Source organism: Lysinibacillus sp. NPDC096212 (assembly GCF_044763105.1).
Taxonomy (GTDB): Bacteria; Bacillota; Bacilli; order Bacillales_A; family Planococcaceae; genus Lysinibacillus.
Genome location: NZ_JBIWFQ010000001.1, coordinates 192213 through 214697, shown reverse-complemented (window position 1 = coordinate 214697; position 22485 = coordinate 192213). Strand labels below are relative to the sequence as shown.

Here is a 22485-nt window from a genome sequence, read left to right as displayed (position 1 = left end):
TCATCACCGATGTGGATGACTTTTGTTAAAACGTATACTATGTAAATAAGTTGATTGGAGTGGAGGCTGGGCGACTCCTTGGGGATTAGCAATAGAGGAACGAAGGCTAAGAACATCACGTCCTGTGATAACGCCTTCGTGACCAACATCCTGCTGCTGACGCTTCGTTAGCACTACGCTTTCGCGCAAAAAACATCTGTTGCCCCAAGCGGCTCATCGGACGCCCCCAGGAAGCTTTGTTCTGTGCGAAAGCGTAGCGACAGCAACAACAACAACAAAGCGCCCAGTCGGAACGGAAATCAACCACACGCTTGGTGATGATCCGAGGATTAACATTTAAGTAAGTAAATTTGTAATTGCGCTCGTCTGTGCAGGTGAATCGCATTGTTTAAAAGGGAAATACTAGCTATAGGTGAAAAACGCCTAAAAAGCAGTTAATTAAAGCTTTTAGACAAGGAGATTACCTTGACACAGACGGGCGCTTTTCGTTATGATACAAATGACTAATAACGGGAGGAGAAACATTCGATGCTACTTGAAAAAACAACACGCATGAACTTTCTCTTCGACTTTTATCAAGCATTATTAACAGATAAGCAACGAAGTTATATGGAGCTCTATTATTTAGATGATCACTCACTTGGAGAAATCGCTGAATCGTATGGGGTTTCGCGCCAAGCTGTTTATGATAATATTCGTCGAACAGAAGCGATGCTTGAAGAATATGAAGAAAAACTATGTTTACTTGAAAAATTTCAACAACGTACACAAATGCTTGCGCAGCTAACAACAGGGATTACAGAACAAAGTATGACAATTGAAGAGCAGCTAACGCTTATAGAACAGTTGAAAGAATGGGATTAGGAGGCGAAAGCAATGGCTTTTGAAGGATTAGCGGAACGACTCCAAGGAACGATCCAAAAGATTAAAGGTAAAGGTAAAGTATCGGAACAAGACGTTAAAGAAATGATGCGCGAAGTCCGATTTGCTTTAATCGAGGCGGATGTTAACTTAAAAGTAGTCAAAGAATTCGTTAAAAAGGTCAGTGAACGTGCTGTCGGTGTAGATGTTATGCAAAGCTTAACACCAGGTCAGCAAGTTATTAAAATCGTACAAGAAGAATTAACAGAATTAATGGGTGGCGAGCAAAGCCCAATTAAATTTAATACAAAGCCACCAACTGTTATTATGATGGTCGGCTTACAAGGTGCAGGTAAAACGACAACTACAGGTAAATTGGCAAATGTGTTACGTAAAAAATATAATCGTAAGCCATTACTAGTTGCTGCAGACGTTTATCGTCCAGCGGCTGTTCAGCAGTTACAAACATTAGGAAAGCAGTTATCCCTACCTGTGTTTGCATTAGGAACCGATGTATCACCAGTAGAAATTGCACGTCAGGCAATTGAATTGGCAAAAGAAGAACATCATGATGTCGTTATTATCGATACAGCTGGTCGCTTGCATATCGATGAAGATTTAATGCAAGAATTAAAAGATATTCGTGCGTTAAAAGAGCCGGATGAAGTATTCCTAGTTGTAGATGCTATGACAGGTCAGGATGCTGTAAACGTGGCAGAAAGCTTTAATGAAGCGGTCGGTATTACAGGAGTTGTTTTAACAAAGCTAGATGGTGATACACGTGGTGGTGCGGCGCTATCAATTCGTTCCGTTACACAGAAGCCCATTAAGTTTGTCGGTATGGGTGAGAAGATGGATGCGCTTGAACCATTCCATCCAGAGCGTATGGCATCTCGTATATTAGGAATGGGTGACGTTCTATCGCTTATTGAAAAAGCTCAGGCAAATGTTGACGAAGCAAAGGCTAAAGAACTAGAGGAAAAATTTAAAACTCAGTCTTTTACGTTCGATGATTTTGTTGAACAATTGCAGCAAGTAAAGAAAATGGGACCAATTGACGAAATTTTAAAAATGTTACCAGGTGCTGGAAAAATCAAAGGCTTAGACAATGTTAAAGTTGATGATAAGCAAATGGGACGTGTAGAAGCGATTATTTATTCGATGACACCTGCTGAAAAGACGAATCCAGAAATTATTAACGGTAGCCGTAAAAAGCGTATAGCGAAGGGTTCTGGGACATCAATTCAAGAGGTAAATCGTCTATTGAAGCAATTTGAAGAAATGAAAAAAATGATGAAGCAAATGACAGGCATGGCGAGTGGCAAAGGAAAGAAAAAGATGAAACTACCAGGCTTCGATTCATTGTTTAAATAATATTTTATAGGTGTTAAGAAAAAACACTTTACAAACAACCTAAACATTGATAATATACTATCTTGTGTGAAACTTATTCGGAGGTGCTATTAAAATGGCAGTTAAAATTCGCTTAAAACGTATGGGAGCTAAAAAATCTCCTTTCTATCGTATCGTAGTTGCAGACGCTCGTTCACCACGTGACGGTCGTTCAATCGAAACAGTTGGTACTTACAACCCACTAACTAAACCAGCTACTGTAAACATTGATGAAGAGAAAGCTCTTAAATGGTTAACTGACGGTGCAAAACCATCAGATACAGTGCGTAACTTGTTCTCAGAACAAGGTATCATGGAAAAATACCATAACCAAAAATTCAGTAAATAATCGGGGGCGAGGTCTTTGAAGCAGCTGATTGAAGCAATCGTTTTACCGTTAGTCGATTATCCAGAAGAAGTTCGTATAGAGACGGATGAAAATGCAAATCGAATTGTTTATAAACTTTTTGTTCATCCAGAGGATCGAGGGAAAGTCATAGGCAAGCAAGGGCGAGTAGCGAAAGCGATTCGTACAATTGTTTATTCAGCGGCGGGTAGTCACCATCAAAAAAAGACCTACGTCGATATATTGGATTGAAAGAAAAGATTTTCACGCTCTTTTACATGCAACAAGCACTGGAGAGTCCTGACAGGTATGTTTACATGCGCTTAGGAATTCGAAGTGGCCTTGAGGTAAAGCGTAAAATCTGGACTTGAAAGGAAGGAGCTTGCCGGTTCCTTCCTTTTTTTATTATCGTAGTTACATTGAGAGATAATTGAACATAATGACATTGAGGAAGACTGGTCAACGTCTAAGCTATAACACCGTCCACCAAAAGTTAAACTGCTTTTGTAGGTGAAACGTGAGAGAAGGTTGCTTTTTGATCTGATTAGCAAGGAGCTTGACGGGGATGAGCATGTTTAGCATTTTTATCTTCATTCAGCATAAGACTCCCATCTCTTAGGTGGTGAGATGAATGAGGATGTGATTCCTTTTCAGTGGGTGTCAAACACCCGCTGATATAAAGGAACTCAGTCTAAGAACGCCACGTCCTGTGGCGACGACTGAGTGACCAACATCACGTTGGCCTAAAGCCTCCGGCGGATGTCACGGATTTTTAAAGGAATGAATTGTGCGGGCACAATTCAAAATCCGGACGCAATTCCGCCAAGGCGAAATTGATATGAGGTGAGATTTGAATGGAATGGTTTAATGTAGGTCGTATTGTCAATACACACGGTATTCGCGGTGAGGTGCGTGTGTTATCAACAACAGATTTTGAGGAAGAGCGCTTCGCAGTAGGAATAAAGCTTGCGGCGTTTAAAAAAGACGATAAAAAGCCAACGTGGGTAACAATTGAATCAATGCGTCGTCATAAAAACTTTATTTTGTTAACCTTTGAGGGAATGAATAACATCAACTTGGTTGAGCCTTTCAAAGAAGGAATGCTCAAAATTACGAAAGATCAAATGACAGATGATTTATTAAAGGAAAATGAATATTTCTTCCACGAAATAATTGGCTGTACAATTGTATCTGAAGAAGGCGAAACAATCGGGGCAGTGACTGACATTCTTCAAACAGGCGCTAACGATGTATGGGTAGTCAAGGGCACTAAAAAAGAGCATTACATCCCATATATCGAGGATATCGTCAAGGAAATTGATGTTAATGAGAAGAAAATAGTGATACATGTAATGGAAGGTCTTCTATGATGAATATTCATGTGTTAAGTTTATTTCCGGATATGTTTACAGGTGTTTTTGGAGCATCCATATTAAAGAAAGCACAGGAAAAAGGTGCTGTAAATCTGGAAGTAACTGATCTCCGTGGATTTTCAGGTAACAAGCATAATCAAGTAGACGATTATCCGTATGGTGGTGGTGCGGGAATGGTATTAAAACCAGAGCCGATGTTTAGCGCTGTAGAGGCTATTACAGAAGGGAAAAATCCTCGTATCATTTTGATGTGTCCGCAAGGTGAACGCTTTACTCAAAAAAAGGCAGAAGAGCTAGCGCAAGAAAAAGAACTAGTATTTTTATGTGGGCATTATGAAGGTTATGATGAACGCATTCGTCAGCATCTTGTCACAGACGAGATTTCAATTGGAGATTTCGTATTAACTGGTGGCGAGCTAGGGGCTATGACGGTTATAGATAGCGTTGTACGACTTCTGCCGGGGGTTTTAGGACAAGAGGATTCCCACATACAAGATTCGTTCTCAACGGGTCTTCTAGAGCACCCACATTATACACGCCCTGCTGAATTTCGCGGAATGAAAGTACCTGATGTTTTACTATCGGGTAATCACGCAAAGATTGAGCAATGGCGTACGGAAGAGTCTTTGAAAAGAACATTCGAGCGTCGTCCTGATTTACTCGAGAATTATCCATTAACAGACAAGCAAAAATTGTATTTAGAAAAACTTAAAAACAACGATAAAGATGCTTGATTGCTATCTATATTTATGATAACATCTAATCTGTACTTCTATGTGAAGTACTGAATTACGGTGTTCCGCTGTGGCATAGATTGCGTGCAAGAGCATCTGTCTAAGGAGAGAAAAACAATGTCAAACATTATTACAGAGATTACAAAAGCTCAACTTCGCACTGATCTACCAACTTTCCGTCCTGGTGATACTGTTAAAGTACACGTGAAAGTAGTAGAGGGTACTCGTGAACGTGTCCAAGTATACGAAGGTGTAGTAATTAAACGTCGTGGTGGCGGTATTAGCGAAACTTTCACAGTTCGTAAAATTTCTTACGGTGTAGGTGTTGAACGTACATTCCCTGTACACACACCAAAAATCGCTAACTTAGAAGTTGTACGTCGTGGTAAAGTACGTCGTGCTAAACTTTACTACCTACGTAACCTACGTGGTAAAGCTGCTCGTATTAAAGAAATTCGATAATTATGACTTAAAAGTGAGGGGCTTGTGTAACAAGCCCCTTTTCTTTTTGCTTGTCATCTTAAATAGCTATCAACTAAAATGAGGATAGACAAGGGGGCAAATCTCGATGGAAAAGCAGATAAAGGAAAAGAATGAATTATGGGAATGGACAAAGGCACTTCTAATTGCATTTGCGATTGCAGCGATTATTCGTTATTTTTTATTTACACCCATTGCAGTAGATGGCCAATCCATGATGCCAACCCTTGAAGATGGCGACCGTATGATTGTGAATAAAATTGGTTATAAAATAGGTGAACCAAAACGCTTTGATATTGTTGTATTCCATGCTCCTGAGAAGAAAAACTATATTAAACGTGTTATTGGGCTTCCGGGAGAGACATTGGAATATAAAAATGACCAATTATACATTAACGGTGAACCGATAGATGAGCCTTATTTAGATGCTTACAAATCAAAAATTACAGAAGGTACTTTAACCGAGGATTTTACATTAAAAGACATTGATGTAAACCTAAAAGATAATGTAATTCCAGAAGGCTATGTTTTCGTTATGGGAGATAATCGTCGATACAGTAAGGATAGTCGTATTATTGGAGTCGTCGATCAGAAAGAGATTATTGGTAATACAAGTCTGATTTTCTGGCCGTTCAGTGATATTAAAATTGTAAAGTAATTCTTGAAAGGGAGGGCTAAACACTCCCTTTTTCTTTTAGTTTAGGAGGTATAGATATGACTATACAATGGTTTCCGGGGCATATGGCAAAGGCCCGTAGAGAAGTAACAGAAAAATTAAAGCTAGTTGATATTATATTTGAATTAATAGATGCACGTTTACCGCTATCTTCCCGAAATCCGATGATAGACGAAGTGATTAATCAAAAACCGCGTCTCCTTATCTTAAATAAACAAGATATGGCAGATGAGCACGAAACACGTAAATGGGTTGAATATTTTGCACAACGTGGCCATAAAGCAGTAGCAATCAATTCCCTTGAAGGCAAAGGATTACAGCAGGTTACAAAGGCTGCTCAAGAAATATTAAAAGAAAAATTTGACCGTATGAAGTCACGTGGGATGAAGCCAAGAGCTATTCGTGCAATGATTGTTGGAATTCCTAACGTAGGGAAATCGACGCTCATTAATCGTCTAGCAAAGAAAAATATAGCAAAAACGGGGAATACTCCAGGGGTAACTAAGGCTCAACAATGGATAAAGGTAGGCAAGGAGCTAGAATTACTCGATACACCAGGTATTTTATGGCCGAAATTCGAAGATCAAGAAGTAGGCTTTAAATTAGCCTTAACAGGTGCTATAAAGGATACAATAACGAATATGGAGGATTTAGCTGTATATGGTCTACGCTTTTTATCCGTTCATTATCCGGCACGAATGGAAGAACGCTATGGCTTCCAGTTTATCCATGAAGATTTAGTGGATACCTTCGATCATATCGGTAAACTTCGTCGTGTTTTCGGTACTGGAGGAGAAATCGATTATGATCAAGTAGCTCAACTAATCGTTCGCGATATTCGTGGGTTACAATTAGGCAAACTAACATTTGACTTTGTTGCCGAACAACTTGAAAAAGAAACAGAGCAGTAATAATACGAAACTTTAATTAGTGGGCGTTTTTCATCTCCGCTGATTATTAGTCTTCACCAATCGGGCATTTACGAGCAGTGAATCCCTCACCTAAAATCTTTGCTTTCGATACAAATAAATTACTGCCCGTTAATGCGGGATAACGAACGTAAAACTGTCATACTCACGCCTTAAATCGTGAGCGTGACAGTTTTTCTTTTAGGAATACTTCTTTTTGCCGATAAATGATATAGAGCGAGAAAAAGAAATTATATTATTATTGATATAGAAAAAAGGGAATACATATTTTTGGTTTATCACCAAAAGTTGAGGATGTCTTTTATTAAAACATATGCTATATATAAGTTGATTGGAGTGGAGGTTGGGCGACTCCTTGGGGATCAGCGTCACAGATGAGACCCTGTAGCGAGCAGCGCGAGTGAAGCGGCTCATCAGACGCCCCCAGGAAGCTTTGCTCTGGCGTCAGCGGCAAATGTTTTATCTGCGCGAAAGCGAAGCGTCAGCGGCAAATGTTTTATCTGCGCGAAAGCGAAGCGTCAGCGGCAAATGTTTTATCTGTGCGAAAGCGAAGCGGCAGCAATAAAGCGCCCAGCCGGAACGGAAATCAACCACACGTTATGATGATGATCCATATTTTGAGAGAATCCACTACCTTCTAGTGAAAAAATGGCTGATATTAGTAGAATGTTCGATAACAATCAGCGCAAAATGTTTTAAACTGTTGATGTAGACAAAAAGGGAGTATATATATGAAAACGATTAAAGAAATTACTACAGCATTGAAGGAAGCGGAGGAATGGCAGGACTGGATGACGGGGGTAGCAACCGATGAACGTGCAGGCGTGCAAAAGGCTTGGCAAAGCTGGCAAAAGCGTCAAGAGAAAAAGCAACAGATACTGCAGGAACATCAAGCGAAAATTGATTTCGATCGAAGCTACGGAGGAGAAAATACCTTAATTGCAGGGGTAGATGAAGCAGGGCGTGGACCGTTAGCAGGACCAGTAGTAACTGCTGCTGTTATTTTACCTGTAAACTGTGAGGCTCTAGTCGGATTAAATGATTCAAAGCAATTATCAAAAGATAAACGCAATGCGTATGCTGCTTTAGTAAAAGAGCATGCATTATGTTATTTTATCCATTTCCAATCAGCACAACAAATTGATGAATTAAATATTTACGAAGCGACGAAGCAATCGATGAAGACAAGTGTAGAATCATTATCTATTAAACCTAATTATGTGCTAGTCGATGCTATGACGCTACCAATCTCTATTCCACAGGATTCAATAATTAAAGGGGATGCGAAAAGCTTAGCTATTGCAGCTGCATCCATATTGGCAAAAACGGCTCGAGATGATTATATGGATCAATTGGACGAGGAATTTCCTATGTATGGTTTTGCTCAACATGCAGGATATGGAACAAAACAGCATTTAATAGCCCTTGAAGAATTTGGTCCAACTATTCATCATCGCAAATCATTTGAGCCGATAAAGTCAATGCTTTAACTTGTTTCAGCAATGTTTTATGTAGCGAAAGCGGAGCGACAGCTACAGATGTTTTATGTAGCGAAAGCAAAGCGACAGCTACAGATGTTTTATGTAGTGAAAGCAAAGCGACAGCTACAAATATTTATTGTACAAACATCCGCTGAGATAAGTTAATGTTCCGGCGGATGTCATTTAACAGGCACACCAAGCGAAAATTAGAAATGACATTTGTTAAAACGTATATCATGTGGATAAGTTGATTTGAGCTACGCCTGCGCCCCCCTAGGAAAGCGTTCAGTCGGAGCAGAAATCGTCCCCACGTTAAAAAAGGACGCCAATTACGCTAAGGAGTAGTTGATGAAAGGAGTATGTATATGACAGCCACATCTTTTAATCCGATTCAAATGCAACAAACTGCTTTAACCCCAACTAATCAGCCACTTACTTTAAAACAAGGACAAGTATTTCAAGGAACAATCAAACAATTATATCCAGATCAAATGGCAGAAATACAAGTTGGTCAGCAGAAATTTATTGCTAAACTCGAAGTGCCGCTAAAAGCAGGTGATGCCCACTTCTTCCAAGTAACTGGTACAAGCCCACAAACAGAACTAAAAGTTGTTACCGGCCCTATGGAGCAAACGGCTTCTCAAAGTCAACAAATTAATCAGTTACTTGAATCAATGAATTTGCCCAAAACAGCTGAGATGCAGCAAATTCTAGCTCATTTTATGAAAGCGCAGCTACCGATTTCAAAAGAGCAGCTGATGCAGGCAGAAGTGTGGTTAAAGGCATTACCAGAGGGTGTTACTAAGATGGATGCCCTGCAAGCCATTCAAAAAATGGTGGAGCTTAAAATGCCGATGACAAATGATGTTTTTCAAGCTCTTATTAGTGGACAAAAAACGAATGGCATGATTTCCGTAATGGAAAACTTTACGCAACTTTTAACGAAGGATATAGCTTTACCAGAAAACCTTAAGCAAAATCTAATGCAACAAGTACAGGCTATTGCAAAGCCTTTTGAAGTAGAAACAGGTAGTTTAGTACTTGCCAAGTCCATACAAATATTAACGAATAATGCTGCTTCTATGAGTGAAAAGATTCAAGCCATGAATATCTTAAAAGAGGCAGGGATACTTCCTCAGCAGGCAACTTTGCAAAACTGGTCAAGTCTTAGCGATATAAAGTCTATACAGTCAAATCAGTTCCAACAAGCTGGAGAAGTTATTCAAACCATTTTAACGACAAAATCTGACAATATAAATCATCTTGTTGACCAGCTTAAATCTTGGACAGCAAATCAAAGTTTGCTTACCAATGAACAAAAGCAGTCATTAAATCAACTTATAGATCGATTTAATCAGCTACCAGCAACTAAACAAACGCTAGAGATTTTCGCAAAACAGATGCAAGAACAGCTTATAAAAGCATTTGCAGAAAATTCTTCGGAGCGTTTATTTACACAAGACGCCAATGCTCTTTCAGTAAAGGACCATTTATTATCGCTTTTAAAGCATGAAGCTACTACTCCACTACAAAATGAAGCATTCATGCGAAGTCTTATGAAAAATAGTGTTGAATCCCCGCAATCAATGATTCAACAGATCGTTACGCAGGCAGATGCCCATGTACAAAATTCTATGGACAGTAAAGCAATGGAACATGCACTTAAAACGGTATTAAAAAATCTAGGAGTTAGCTATGAAGCGACACTTAGTAATAAGTCAGCAGATTTACAGCAGATTGCCCATCAATTAAAACCTCAGCTACATACATTATTGCAGGAAACACATGTTACTCCGCAGCTGAAGGAAGCTGCGGAAATGTTAATGGCACGTATGAATGGCATGCAGCTAGCATCAGGAGAGAATGGCCATCAGCACCAGCTTATTATGCAAGTACCATTGGAATTCTTCGGCAAGAAAATGGATGCAACATTACAGTGGAATGGACGCATGAAGGAAGATGGTAAAATTGATGCCAATTATGCGCGTATATTATTTTATTTACAAATGGAATCTATGAAAGAGACGGTTATTGATATGCAGGTTCAAAATCGTGTAGTTTCTGTGACAGTATTTAATGAAAATAATGATATTATTCCGCTTGCAGAACCACTAAAAGCAGCATTAAAAAAAGGACTAGCTGAAAAAGAGTATCAACTTTCAGGCGTTTTTATTAAACAATTTGAAAAAAACCAACCTGAAATAACCCCTGTAGTAGAACAGCAGGAGGAACATAATGGGGTGGATTTTCGCATATGAGTGAAGAAAAATTTACTCGAAAAGAGGCTATCGCTCTCACGTATAAGTTAGGACGTTTTGATAGTCCGACAGTCGTAGCAAAAGGAAAAGGGAAAATAGCGGAAAATATATTAGCACGCGCGAATGAGCACGATGTCCCGGTTTATGAGGATCCTAACCTTGTTCAATTACTTGGACAATTAGATTTAAATGAGTCAATTCCAGAAGAATTGTACGAAGCTGTCGCTGAGGTATTTGCATTTATATATCGATTAGATCAACAATATGCGCAAAAATACAGAAAAAACGAAGAATTCTGATTTTCATAAAACTCTGTTTTAGTACACTAAACAGAAGAAAACGTCATATTAAAAGATAAAAAATGAATAAAAGACAAAGTGTAGACTTTATCAGAATCTTTCGTTAGAATAGATTATGTTAGTAAAACAATTTTATGCAAATGTTTGATGGGAGGATGTATTATGAATATCCATGAATATCAAGGGAAAGAGATTCTTAGAAAATATGGTGTAGCTGTACCGAACGGAAAAGTTGCTTTTTCCCCTGATGAAGCAGTGAAAGTAGCAAAGGAACTTGGCTCTAATGTGACAGTAGTCAAGGCGCAAATTCATGCAGGTGGACGCGGTAAAGCAGGTGGCGTAAAAATCGCTAAAAACCTTGACGAGGTGCGTACATATGCAAAAGAATTACTAGGCAAAATTTTAGTAACTCATCAAACAGGTCCTGAAGGAAAAGAAATAAAACGCTTATATATTGAAGAGGGTTCTGATATTCAAAAAGAATACTATTTAAGTTTAGTATTAGACCGCGCAACATCCCGTGTAACAGTGATGGGATCAGAAGAGGGCGGCATGGATATTGAGGAAGTAGCGGAATCACATCCAGAAAAAATCTTCAAAGAAGTTGTGGATCCTGTTGTGGGATTAACAGGTTTCCAGGCACGTCGCATGGCGTTCAATATGAATATTCCAGCTAACCTAGTAGGGAAAGCTGTTAAATTAATGTTAGGCTTATATCAAGCATTTATCGACAAAGATGCTTCTATTGTAGAAATTAATCCACTTGTTATAACTGGGCAAGGAGAAGTTTTGGCATTAGATGCTAAATTTAATTTCGATGCAAATGCGTTGTATCGTCATAAAGATATTGTCGAATTACGTGATTTTGATGAAGAAGATCCAAAGGAAATCGAAGCATCAAAATATGACCTTAGCTATATTTCGTTAGATGGCAATATTGGCTGTATGGTTAATGGAGCTGGTCTTGCGATGGCTACAATGGACACAATTAGCTATTATGGCGGAAGCCCCGCTAACTTCTTAGATGTAGGTGGCGGCGCTACGGCAGAAAAAGTAACAGAAGCTTTCAAAATCATCCTTTCTGATTCACATGTAAAAGGCATCTTTGTAAACATTTTTGGCGGAATTATGAAATGTGACATTATCGCTGAGGGTGTTGTAGCAGCTGCCAAAGAAATTGGACTAGCTGTGCCGTTAGTTGTACGTTTAGAAGGTACAAATGTAGAACTTGGAAAAGAAATTTTAAATGCATCTGGTTTGAACATCGTTGCAGCGGATTCAATGGCTGACGGTGCACAAAAAATTGTGGGACTAGTAGGCTAAGGAAGGCAGGGAGAACAATGGCTGTATTTATTGATAAAGATACGAAGGTAATTGTACAAGGGATTACGGGCGAAACAGCGCTTTTCCATACGAAGCAAATGCTTGAGTATGGTACTAAAATTGTAGCTGGTGTAACACCAGGTAAAGGTGGTCTTGAAATCGAAGGAGTGCCTGTATTTAACACTGTAGTGGAAGCTGTAGCTGCAACAGGTGCGACAACTTCAGTTATTTATGTACCTGCTCCATTCGCGGCAGATGCTATTTTAGAGGCAGTTGATGCTGAATTAGAATTAACAATCTGTATTACTGAACATATTCCTGTCCTTGATATGGTTAAGGTTAAACGTTATATGGAAGGTAAAAAGACACGTCTAGTAGGTCCAAACTGTCCAGGTGTTATTACGGCAGATGAATGTAAGATTGGTATTATGCCAGGGTATATCCATACAAAAGGGCATGTAGGAGTTGTTTCTCGCTCTGGTACGTTAACATACGAAGCTGTACACCAATTAACACAAGCTGGTATTGGCCAAACTACAGCTGTAGGTATCGGTGGAGACCCTGTCAATGGTACAAACTTTATCGATGTTTTGGAAGCGTTTAACAACGATCCAGAAACATATGCAGTTGTAATGATCGGGGAAATTGGGGGTACAGCTGAAGAAGAAGCGGCTGAGTGGATTAAAGCGAATATGACGAAACCTGTCGTTGGCTTTATCGGTGGACAAACAGCACCTCCAGGAAAACGTATGGGTCACGCTGGTGCTATTATCTCAGGTGGTAAAGGAACAGCAGCAGAGAAAATTAAGGCAATGAATGCTGCTGGTATTGAAGTAGCGGAAACGCCATCTGTCATTGGTGACACACTTATTAAAGTAATCAAAGAAAAAGGGCTATACGAAAAGTGTAAAACCCATTAAAATGGAAGATGTAGCACACTGTGGCTACATCTTTTACTTTATGTAGACACGGCTTTAATATGCTTCTAACGGAATTGTGTTCAAGAACTTCCCACTTCCTACTTACTTTTAAGAACCTTTCCTAAAAAAAGCTGTGTCATTAAAGATGCGGTCATTTAATTTCTTCTATTTAAAAGGAGGTTTTTAAATGATTTTTTCAGTCGATACACAGAGATTACTAGCTTTACATTATATATACCCATTACCACTTCAAAAACTTCAGCAATTACTGTCCCCGGTGGATATACTAAGTTATTTTGAAGACGCGCCCCCTTACGAGATTGCAAAAGCACTGCAACTACCATCTCAAAGAGCATTGGAAATATCCAGGAGTTTTCGACAAATTATGACATTCCCTTTTAGGGAAGCTTATGAACGGGCCAATATTTCCCCTATTCCTTTTCATCATCCTTTTTACCCGGCGCAATTATTTGAAATATCAAGTCCACCTACTGTATTGTATGTGAAAGGTCGGTATTCTCTATTAACGGACGAAAAACAAGTAGCCATTATAGGCTCTAGAAAGGCTACAACTTATACAAAGATTGCGATGGATCTAATCGTCCCACCACTTGTTGAACACGGATATACTGTCGTAAGCGGGCTTGCAAGAGGGGCAGATACGATCGCTCATGAGACAACCATAAAGGTTGGTGGTTCCACAATTGCAGTGCTTGGTCACGGGTTTAATTATTTATACCCTATGGAAAACCAGCCTCTCGCTGAGCATATGGCGGAGCATCAGTTACTTGTCACAGAGTATCCTCCGTATATGAAGCCTGAGAAATGGCATTTTCCAATGCGTAATCGAATAATTAGCGGATTGTCCAAAGCTTTAGTAGTAACCGAAGCAGCATTAAGAAGTGGAACGCTTATTACAACAGATTATGCATTAGAGCAAGGAAAAGATGTATTTGTTGTGCCGGGTCCAATTAATGCGGAGCAATCAAAAGGCACAAATAAACTACTATTAGAAGGAGCTATTCCGGTGAGCAATGGTCACGAAATCGTTGAAACACTTACTCTCTTTTCTAACAAAAATTGAAAAAAAGTTGCATTATCTTAAAATCTGTTATACATTTTGCAACAGGTAACTTAAAAAATTAGCAATAGACCTCTCTAAGGGGGAGACATAGATGGCGGATTATTTAGTGATTGTAGAATCACCAGCAAAAGCAAAAACAATTGAACGATATTTAGGGAAAAAATATAAAGTGAAAGCGTCAATCGGGCATGTTCGTGATCTACCACGTAGCCAAATGGGTGTTGGTCCTGAAAATGATTTTGAACCTAAATATATTACTATTCGTGGTAAAGGTCCTGTTTTACAGGACTTAAAGTCAGCAGCTAAAAAAGTGAAGAAAGTCTTTCTAGCGGCCGATCCAGACCGCGAGGGAGAAGCGATTGCTTGGCACCTTGCGACTGCGTTAAATATTGATATTCATTCAGATTGTCGTGTCGTTTTTAATGAAATTACAAAAGATGCGATTGTAGAATCTTTTAAAAATCCACGTCCTATTAATATGGATTTAGTAGATGCACAGCAAACACGTCGTATATTGGACAGACTTGTTGGTTATAACATTAGCCCGATTCTTTGGAAAAAAGTTAAAAAAGGATTATCAGCAGGACGAGTTCAATCTGTAGCACTACGCATGATTATTGATCGTGAAAATGAAATTAAAAACTTCCAACCGGAAGAATATTGGACAATTGAAGGTTCTTTTGAAAAAGGTAAGAAAACGTTCGATGCGCTTTATTATGGTAATGGCAAAGAAAAAATTAAATTAACAAATGAAGAACAAGTAAAATCTATTTTAAAAAATGTTAAAGGTACAAGTTTTGAAGTTGTCAATGTATCTAAAAAAGAACGTAAACGAAATGCAGCACCTGCTTTTACAACATCTTCTTTACAGCAAGAGGCCGCACGTAAGTTGAATTTCCGTGCTAAGAAAACGATGATGCTTGCGCAACAATTATATGAAGGTATCGATGTTGGTAAAAAAGAGGGAACAGTCGGTTTAATCACTTATATGCGTACCGACTCAACACGTATTTCGGATACAGCAAAAACAGAGGCAATTGCCTACATTGAATCTAAATACGGCAAAGAATTCATCTCCACAGAATCGAAGCAGGCTAAAAAAGCATCCAATGCACAAGATGCCCATGAGGCCATTCGTCCAACTAGTACGATACGAACTCCAGATGAATTAAAAGCAGTGCTTAGTCGCGACCAATTGCGCTTATATCGTTTAATTTGGGAGCGCTTTATCGCTAGTCAGATGGCGCCGGCTGTACTTGATACAGTTGCTGTTGATTTACAAAATGGGGATGTTTTATTCCGTGCAAACGGCTCACAAGTTAAATTTGCTGGCTTTATGAAGTTATATATTGAGGGTACGGATGATCAAACTGAAGAAACAACAAAGCTTCTACCTGAAATGGAAGTTGGCGATCAAGTAAAATCTCTTGAAATTGAGCCAAAGCAACATTTTACACAGCCACCACCACGCTATTCAGAGGCTCGTCTTGTAAAGACAATGGAAGAGTTAGGTATAGGGCGCCCGTCCACATATGCACCGACCCTCGATACAATTCAGCGCCGTGGCTATGTCGTATTAGATGCAAAACGATTTATGCCGACTGAGCTGGGAGAAATCGTGCACCAACTCGTATTAGAGTTTTTCCCTGATGAAATAAATATCGAATTCACAGCACAAATGGAGCAAGATTTGGATGATATTGAAGAAGGTAGTCGTCAGTGGAAAGAAATTGTCCGTGAGTTTTATAAGGATTTTGAGGTCCATGTAAAGCATGCAGATGAGGCTATGGAAAAGGTTGTTATAAAAGATGAACCGGCCGGCGAGGATTGTGAGCTTTGTGGATCTCCAATGGTCTTTAAGCTTGGACGATATGGGAAATTTATGGCTTGTTCAAACTTCCCAGATTGCCGCAATACAAAAGCTATTATGAAACCTATTGGCGTAAAATGCCCATCCTGTGAAACAGGCGAAATTGTAGAACGAAAGAGTAAAACAAAGCGTTTATTCTATGGCTGCAATCAGTACCCTGAGTGTGAATTTGTTTCTTGGGATAAGCCAATTAGTAGACCATGCCCGAAATGTAGTGCATTATTGGTAGAGAAAAAAATTAAAAAAGGTGTGCAAATTCAGTGTACGAAATGTGACTATGAAGAGACACCTACTCAATGATAGAAAGATGGTAAGAACATGACTGAACAAGTAGTAAATGTAATAGGCGCAGGTCTTGCGGGCAGTGAGGCTGCTTGGCAAATTGCTCAACGTGGTGTGAAAGTTAGACTTTATGAAATGCGTCCAGTAAAGCAAACACCAGCTCACCATACTGATAAATTTGCAGAGCTTGTTTGTTCAAACTCACTACGTGCAAATGGATTAACAAATGCCGTAGGTGTGATTAAAGAAGAGATGCGTATTTTAGATTCTGTTATTATGAAGGCAGCAGATGCATGTTCAGTACCAGCAGGCGGTGCCTTAGCAGTGGATCGTCATGAATTTGCGGGCTATGTGACAGACTCGGTGAAAAATCATCCTCTTGTCGAAGTAATTCATGAAGAAGTCACGGAAATTCCAGAAGGCATTACTGTGATCGCTACAGGACCACTAACATCGAAAGCTTTAGCTGAAAAAATTCAGAGCTTAACAGGTTTAGATTATTTATATTTCTATGATGCAGCAGCACCAATTATTGAAAAAGACAGCATTGATATGGAGAAAGTTTATTTAAAATCTCGTTATGATAAAGGGGAAGCAGCTTATTTAAACTGTCCTATGACAAAGGAAGAATTTGATCGTTTCCGTCAAGCGTTAATCGAAGCAGAGGTTGTGCCATTAAAAGAATTTGAAAAGGAAATTTACTTTGAAGGCTGTATGCCAATCGAAGTAATGGCTGCTCGCGGGGAGAAAACAATGTTATTTGGACCAATGAAGCCAGTAGGTCTAGAAGATCCAAAAACAGGGAAACGACCTTATGCTGTTGTTCAATTACGTCAGGATGATGCAGCAGGAACTCTTTACAATATAGTTGGCTTCCAAACACATTTAAAATGGGGACCACAGAAAGAAGTATTGCAATTAATTCCGGGATTAGAGAATGTTGAAATCGTTCGTTATGGAGTTATGCATAGAAATACATTCATTAATTCGCCAAAGGTTCTAGAGAAAACTTATCAGCTTCGCGAGCGAAAAAATATTTTCTTTGCTGGCCAAATGACAGGTGTCGAGGGATATGTTGAATCTGCTGGTAGTGGATTAATTGCTGGTATAAATGCAGCTCGATTAGCATTAGGGCAAGAACAACTTATCTTCCCATTCGAAACGGCGTTAGGAAGTATGGCGCGTTATATAACAGAAGCACAATCTAAAAACTTCCAGCCAATGAACGTCAACTTTGGAATTTTCCCCGAACTACCACCAGGACGTCGTTCAAAACCAGAGCGTGCAGAGATGCATGCTACACGTGCAATAAGCACAATTCGTAATTTTGTGAATTCACAAACAATTTGATTGCAAAAAGCCTCTAAAAGTTGATATACTCTTAGAGGCTTTTTCTTTTTTGTAGGCAAAATGCTAATTTACACGAATTTTATTATTTTGTATGGAGATTTTCTCAAAATATAAACATTTCCACTTGCTATATGATGAAGATAGGTATAGTGTCAATATGTATGTTTTCTACATTAACAATACCCAAAGTGACAAACTAAAGAGGATCATCGAAAATTGACATTCTTTTAATGGCAAGTGAAAGCACTTTAGGCTCATCAGCCAACGTTGAATTGCATTTGTAAAAAACGTATGCCATGTATATAAGTTGATTGGAGTGGAGGCTGGGCGACTCCTTGGGGATCAGCGATAGAGGAACGAAGGCTAAAAACATCACGTCCTGTGATAACGCCTTCGTGACCAACATCCTGCTGCTTACGCTTCGTTAGCACTACGCTTTCGCGCAAAAAACATCTGTTGCCCCAAGCGGCTCATCGGACGCCCCCAGGAAGCTCTGCGCGAAAGCGAAGCGTCAGCGGCAAATGTTTTATCTGTGCGAAAGCGAAGCGGCAGCAACAAATGTTTTATCTGTGCGAAAGCGAAGCGGCAGCAACAAATGTTTTCTGTAGCGAAAGCGAAGCGGCAGCAACAAATGTTTTCTGTAGCGAAAGCAAAGCGTCAGCTACAAATGTTTTTTCTGTGCGAAAGCGAAGCGACAGCAACAAATGTTTTCTGTAGCGAAAGCAAAGCGGCAGCAACAAATGTTTTCTGTAGCGAAAGCAAAGCGTCAGCAACAAATGTTTTCTGTAGCGAAAGCGAAGCGACAGCAACAAATGTTTTCTGTAGCGAAAGCAAAGCGTCAGCTACAAATGTTTTTTCTGTGCGAAAGCAAAGCGTCAGCTACAAAGCGCCCAGCCGGAACGGAAATCAACCCCACGTTATGGTGATGACCCATAATTTGAGAAGATTATCAATAAATCCATTGGTGGTGAATCTTTTAATGTTAGTTTCGTCCCAAGATGCACTTGAGCAGTTTATGCTTTATATCCAAATTGAAAAAAACTTCTCTGTTCATACAGTGCGAGAGTATGAATCGGATTTACTAGATTTTTTAGCGTTTTTGCAGGCGGAGGGCGTAAATGATTTAGCTAGTGTTGAGTATATACATGCACGTCTTTATGTGACGAAGTTGTACGATGAAAAGAGAGCAAGATCATCGGTATCAAGGAAAATCTCCTCAATACGCTCCTTCTATCGCTTTCTAAATAGACAGTACGGATTAGATGATGGGGCATTTCGATCACTTTATCATCCCAAAAAAGAATCACGCTTACCTAGTTTTTTCTATGAAGAAGAGTTGAAGCAGTTATTTGATGCGAATGTTGGCGATGATTTGAAATCATTAAGAAATACGGCTATATTAGAGCTGTTATATGCGACAGGTATTCGTGTAAGTGAGCTCACATCTATTCAAGTAGAAGATGTTGATTTCCATTATTCAATTATTAGGGTAATGGGAAAAGGGCGAAAAGAACGTATTATTCCATTCGGGCAATTTGCGAGTTTAGCTATGCAGGATTACATAGAGCAAGCTCGTCCACGATTGATGAAAAACACAAGTCATCAGCAATTGTTTGTCAACATGCGCGGTGGGGAACTTACTCCTCGAGGTGTACGTCATATTTTAACTGAAATGATTGACAAGGCCTCGCTCCATACGAAAATATATCCACATATGCTTCGCCATACTTTTGCCACACATTTATTGAATAATGGCGCAGATTTACGTACGGTGCAGGAGTTATTAGGCCACGCTCATTTAACTTCTACACAAGTTTACACACATGTAACAAAAGAGCATCTTCGTCAAACATATATGAATGCTCATCCAAGGGCATAATAAGCTAAGGAGGAAGGCAAATGGGACAAATTCATGCGACAACGATATTTGCGGTTCATCATAATGGAGCTTGCGCTATGGCAGGTGATGGTCAAGTAACCCTAGGGAATGCGGTTGTAATGAAGGGTACAGCAAGGAAGGTCAGACGTCTGTTTAATGGGCAGGTACTTGCCGGATTTGCCGGATCGGTTGCCGATGCTTTTACACTTTTTGAAATGTTTGAAGGAAAGTTAAATGAATACAATGGCAACTTACAACGTGCAGCGGTTGAAGTAGCTAAGCAATGGCGCGGTGATAAAATGCTACGTCAATTAGAGGCCATGCTGCTTGTAATGGATAAAAGTACGCTCCTTCTTGTTTCAGGTACGGGAGAGGTAATTGAACCGGATGATGGGGTTTTGGCAATTGGTTCTGGGGGAAACTATGCATTATCAGCAGGTCGTGCTCTGAAAAAATATGCGGGTGATACAATGTCTGCTCGCGAAATTGCAGAAGCAGCATTAGAAACTGCTGCTGAAATCTGTGTGTTTACGAATCATAATATTATCGTGGAGGCGCTTAACTAATGACAAAAAATAATTTAACGCCAAGACAAATTACTGAGCATTTGGATCGTTATATCGTTGGACAAAATGAAGCGAAGCGAGCGGTAGCTATTGCGTTACGTAATCGATATCGTCGCTCACTGTTAAGTGATGAGATGAAGGCTGAGGTAATTCCAAAAAATATTTTGATGATTGGACCTACAGGTGTCGGAAAAACAGAAATTGCACGAAGAATTGCAAAGCTAACGAATGCACCATTTGTGAAGGTAGAAGCAACAAAGTTTACAGAAGTAGGGTACGTTGGACGCGACGTAGAGTCAATGGTACGTGATGTAGTAGAAGCTTCTCATCGTCTTGTAAAAGAAGAAATGACGGATTCTGTAAAGGACCAAGCAGAAGAATTAGCAAACGAAGCCATCGTTAAGCTATTGGTTCCTTCCTTACGAAAAAAACAGTCTATGCAAAATCCATTTGAAATGTTATTTGGTGGGAAAGAACCGCAAGCCAATGACGATTCCTCTGAAGAAACTGAAGTACGCTCCAAACGTGCGCAAATCGCTATCGATTTACGCAATGGTAAATTAGAAAATGAATGGGTTACAGTTGAAGTAACGGAACAAAATTCTTCTATTTTCGATGCGTTACAAGGAACTGGCATGGATATGTCAGCTAACAGTGGCATGCAGGATATGTTATCTAATTTGATGCCTAAAAAGCAGAAGAAACGCCGTGTACAAGTGAAAGACGCGCGCCGTATTCTAACAATAGAGGAAGCAAATAAGCTTATAGATGCAGATGAAGTTGCCCAAGAAGCTATTTCAAGAGCTGAACAGTCAGGTATTATTTTTATTGATGAGATTGATAAAATCGCTAGTAAGGATGGTAACTCCTCTGCGAATGTATCACGTGAGGGTGTGCAACGTGATATTCTGCCAATCGTTGAAGGTTCTACTGTAACGACGAAGTACGGTGCTGTCAAAACAGACTTTATGTTGTTCATTGCTGCTGGAGCATTTCATATGTCAAAGCCATCAGATCTAATTCCTGAATTGCAAGGACGATTCCCGATTCGGGTAGAGCTTGAAAAATTAACGAAACAAGATTTTGTACGTATTTTGAAAGAGCCAGACCAATCACTTATTTTGCAATACAAGGCATTATTAGAAACAGAAGGCGTGGAAATAAACTTTACGGAAGACGCGATTGAACGAATTGCAGAAATTGCAACCGAGGTCAATCAAGCGACAGATAATATTGGAGCTCGACGTTTACACACAATTTTAGAACGTTTATTGGAAGAATTATCGTTTGAAGCTGCAGAAATTGCGCCTGCGAATATTCCAATTAATGCTGCATATGTAGATCAAAAACTTGCGGGTATAGTAAAAAACAAAGATTTGTCACAGTTTATATTGTAAGCTAAGGCTGAATAGTTTCATTCAGTTATAAAAAACTTTAGAATATTAAGTAAATACTCTTCGGATTATTTATAGGAGGAACATATAATGAATTTATTAGAAAAAACACGTAAAATTAACTCGATGCTCCAAGCATCTGCTGGTAAGCCGGTAAACTTTAAAGAAATGGCAGATACATTAGGAGATATTATTGACAGTAATGTTTATATTGTGAGCCGTAAAGGGAAGCTTTTAGGCATTTCAATTCATCAACAAATTGAAAACGAACGTATGAAAAAGATGTTCGAAGAGCGTCAATTCCCAGAAGCGTATACACATAGCTTGTTTACAATTTCTGGAACATCTTCAAACCTAGATATTAATGACGAACATACTGCTTTCCCAGTTGAAAACAAAGAGCTATTCCAAAATGCATTAACAACGATTGTTCCGATTGTTGGTGGTGGTGAGCGTCTAGGTACATTAATTCTTGCTCGTTTATCTTCACAATTCGAGGATGATGATTTAATTTTAGCTGAGTATGGTGCAACAGTAGTTGGTATGGAAATTTTACGTGAAAAATCTGAGGAAATTGAAGAGGAAGCTCGTAGCAAAGCTGTTGTACAAATGGCAATTAATTCTCTTTCATACAGTGAGTTAGAAGCTATTGAACATATCTTTGAAGAGCTTGACGGCCATGAAGGTCTACTTGTTGCTTCAAAAATTGCAGACCGAGTTGGCATTACACGTTCAGTAATCGTAAACGCATTACGTAAACTAGAATCTGCAGGTGTAATCGAATCTCGCTCTCTAGGTATGAAAGGTACTTACATTAAAGTACTAAACGGTAAATTCTTAAATGCATTAGCTGAAATTAAAATGAAATAATAAAACGTTCTTTAGGAACGATGTCAGGCATCTGGAATGGATTTTCCAGATGCCTTTTAACTTCTCTCATATCTTTTTTTAACGTTAGTGAAACGACAGGTACAGAAGTCTTCCACCA

The 22485-nt window shown here is 39.3% G+C and carries 24 protein-coding genes; 22 read left to right on the top strand and 2 right to left on the bottom strand.

Annotated features, from left to right (window positions below; all coding sequences use genetic code 11):
* Positions 1-3 precede the first annotated feature (3 nt).
* A complete protein-coding gene (locus tag ACIQ7T_RS01055; RefSeq protein ID WP_402868158.1) occupies positions 4-189 on the bottom strand; it encodes a hypothetical protein in 186 nt (61 codons plus the stop codon).
* 339 nt (positions 190-528) lie between these two features.
* Between ACIQ7T_RS01055 and ACIQ7T_RS01050 the strand changes: the two genes are divergently transcribed.
* The 17 genes from ACIQ7T_RS01050 (at position 529) to trmFO (ending at position 17658) form a co-directional block, all read left to right on the top strand.
* On the top strand, positions 529-864 hold the full coding sequence (locus ACIQ7T_RS01050) for a putative DNA-binding protein (RefSeq protein ID WP_132357463.1): 336 nt from the start codon (positions 529-531) through the stop codon (positions 862-864).
* Positions 865-876: 12 nt separating this feature from the next.
* Positions 877-2235, top strand: a complete 1359-nt coding sequence (gene ffh / locus ACIQ7T_RS01045) for a signal recognition particle protein (protein WP_370075250.1) — start codon at positions 877-879, stop codon at positions 2233-2235.
* A gap of 94 nt (positions 2236-2329) precedes the next feature.
* Positions 2330-2602, top strand: coding sequence for a 30S ribosomal protein S16 (gene rpsP / locus ACIQ7T_RS01040; RefSeq protein ID WP_142507488.1), 273 nt, complete (start codon positions 2330-2332; stop codon positions 2600-2602).
* Positions 2603-2617: 15 nt separating this feature from the next.
* A complete protein-coding gene (locus ACIQ7T_RS01035) occupies positions 2618-2851 on the top strand; it encodes a KH domain-containing protein (RefSeq protein WP_004269410.1) in 234 nt (77 codons plus the stop codon).
* A 602-nt stretch (positions 2852-3453) separates the two neighbouring features.
* Complete coding sequence (rimM, locus tag ACIQ7T_RS01030; RefSeq protein WP_370075248.1) at positions 3454-3969, top strand: ribosome maturation factor RimM; 516 nt, start codon at positions 3454-3456, stop codon at positions 3967-3969.
* Positions 3969-4706: a tRNA (guanosine(37)-N1)-methyltransferase TrmD gene (trmD, locus tag ACIQ7T_RS01025; RefSeq protein WP_370075342.1), complete on the top strand. Its 738-nt coding sequence runs from the start codon at positions 3969-3971 to the stop codon at positions 4704-4706. The genes rimM and trmD overlap by 1 nt, the downstream gene beginning before the upstream one ends.
* A 117-nt stretch (positions 4707-4823) precedes the next feature.
* Positions 4824-5168 carry a 50S ribosomal protein L19 gene (rplS, locus tag ACIQ7T_RS01020; protein ID WP_049668419.1) on the top strand — a complete coding sequence of 115 codons (345 nt, stop codon included), beginning with the start codon at positions 4824-4826 and terminating at the stop codon, positions 5166-5168.
* A 106-nt stretch (positions 5169-5274) separates the two neighbouring features.
* Positions 5275-5844 carry a signal peptidase I gene (gene lepB / locus ACIQ7T_RS01015; RefSeq protein WP_337991310.1) on the top strand — a complete coding sequence of 190 codons (570 nt, stop codon included), beginning with the start codon at positions 5275-5277 and terminating at the stop codon, positions 5842-5844.
* 56 nt (positions 5845-5900) lie between these two features.
* Positions 5901-6773 (top strand): ribosome biogenesis GTPase YlqF, encoded by an 873-nt coding sequence (gene ylqF / locus ACIQ7T_RS01010; RefSeq protein ID WP_402868154.1) that lies wholly within the window; start codon positions 5901-5903, stop codon positions 6771-6773.
* Between the two features lie 749 nt (positions 6774-7522).
* A complete protein-coding gene (locus tag ACIQ7T_RS01005) occupies positions 7523-8281 on the top strand; it encodes a ribonuclease HII (protein ID WP_402868152.1) in 759 nt (252 codons plus the stop codon).
* A 356-nt stretch (positions 8282-8637) separates the two neighbouring features.
* Positions 8638-10530: a hypothetical protein gene (locus ACIQ7T_RS01000; protein WP_402868150.1), complete on the top strand. Its 1893-nt coding sequence runs from the start codon at positions 8638-8640 to the stop codon at positions 10528-10530.
* The gene (locus ACIQ7T_RS00995) at positions 10527-10829 is read left to right on the top strand and encodes an EscU/YscU/HrcU family type III secretion system export apparatus switch protein (protein WP_370075242.1); all 303 of its coding nucleotides are present in this window, start codon (positions 10527-10529) and stop codon (positions 10827-10829) included. Before ACIQ7T_RS01000 ends, ACIQ7T_RS00995 begins: the two co-directional genes overlap by 4 nt.
* A 162-nt stretch (positions 10830-10991) precedes the next feature.
* Positions 10992-12152 carry an ADP-forming succinate--CoA ligase subunit beta gene (sucC, locus tag ACIQ7T_RS00990; RefSeq protein WP_370075241.1) on the top strand — a complete coding sequence of 387 codons (1161 nt, stop codon included), beginning with the start codon at positions 10992-10994 and terminating at the stop codon, positions 12150-12152.
* Positions 12153-12169: 17 nt separating this feature from the next.
* Positions 12170-13072 (top strand): succinate--CoA ligase subunit alpha, encoded by a 903-nt coding sequence (gene sucD / locus ACIQ7T_RS00985; RefSeq protein ID WP_370042877.1) that lies wholly within the window; start codon positions 12170-12172, stop codon positions 13070-13072.
* A gap of 187 nt (positions 13073-13259) precedes the next feature.
* Entirely contained in the window at positions 13260-14156 is an 897-nt protein-coding gene (gene dprA, locus ACIQ7T_RS00980; RefSeq protein ID WP_402868147.1) for a DNA-processing protein DprA, read from the top strand.
* A gap of 91 nt (positions 14157-14247) precedes the next feature.
* Positions 14248-16326, top strand: a complete 2079-nt coding sequence (gene topA, locus ACIQ7T_RS00975; RefSeq protein WP_370075238.1) for a type I DNA topoisomerase — start codon at positions 14248-14250, stop codon at positions 16324-16326.
* Positions 16327-16344: 18 nt separating this feature from the next.
* Positions 16345-17658 carry an FADH(2)-oxidizing methylenetetrahydrofolate--tRNA-(uracil(54)-C(5))-methyltransferase TrmFO gene (trmFO, locus tag ACIQ7T_RS00970; RefSeq protein ID WP_402868145.1) on the top strand — a complete coding sequence of 438 codons (1314 nt, stop codon included), beginning with the start codon at positions 16345-16347 and terminating at the stop codon, positions 17656-17658.
* Positions 17659-17915: 257 nt separating this feature from the next.
* On the opposite strand, the gene ACIQ7T_RS00965 is transcribed toward trmFO, so the two are convergent.
* Positions 17916-18104: a hypothetical protein gene (locus tag ACIQ7T_RS00965; protein WP_402868143.1), complete on the bottom strand. Its 189-nt coding sequence runs from the start codon at positions 18102-18104 to the stop codon at positions 17916-17918.
* A 258-nt stretch (positions 18105-18362) separates the two neighbouring features.
* Between ACIQ7T_RS00965 and ACIQ7T_RS00960 the strand changes: the two genes are divergently transcribed.
* From ACIQ7T_RS00960 to codY, 5 genes are all read left to right on the top strand, one after another.
* The gene (locus ACIQ7T_RS00960; RefSeq protein ID WP_402868141.1) at positions 18363-18584 is read left to right on the top strand and encodes a hypothetical protein; all 222 of its coding nucleotides are present in this window, start codon (positions 18363-18365) and stop codon (positions 18582-18584) included.
* A 53-nt stretch (positions 18585-18637) separates the two neighbouring features.
* Positions 18638-19537, top strand: coding sequence for a tyrosine recombinase XerC (xerC, locus tag ACIQ7T_RS00955; RefSeq protein ID WP_370075235.1), 900 nt, complete (start codon positions 18638-18640; stop codon positions 19535-19537).
* 20 nt (positions 19538-19557) lie between these two features.
* The gene (gene hslV, locus ACIQ7T_RS00950; RefSeq protein ID WP_132357448.1) at positions 19558-20103 is read left to right on the top strand and encodes an ATP-dependent protease subunit HslV; all 546 of its coding nucleotides are present in this window, start codon (positions 19558-19560) and stop codon (positions 20101-20103) included.
* Positions 20103-21500, top strand: coding sequence for an ATP-dependent protease ATPase subunit HslU (gene hslU, locus ACIQ7T_RS00945; RefSeq protein ID WP_402868139.1), 1398 nt, complete (start codon positions 20103-20105; stop codon positions 21498-21500). Before hslV ends, hslU begins: the two co-directional genes overlap by 1 nt.
* Before the next feature lie 87 nt (positions 21501-21587).
* Positions 21588-22367 carry a GTP-sensing pleiotropic transcriptional regulator CodY gene (gene codY / locus ACIQ7T_RS00940; RefSeq protein WP_370075233.1) on the top strand — a complete coding sequence of 260 codons (780 nt, stop codon included), beginning with the start codon at positions 21588-21590 and terminating at the stop codon, positions 22365-22367.
* Positions 22368-22485: the final 118 nt, after the last annotated feature.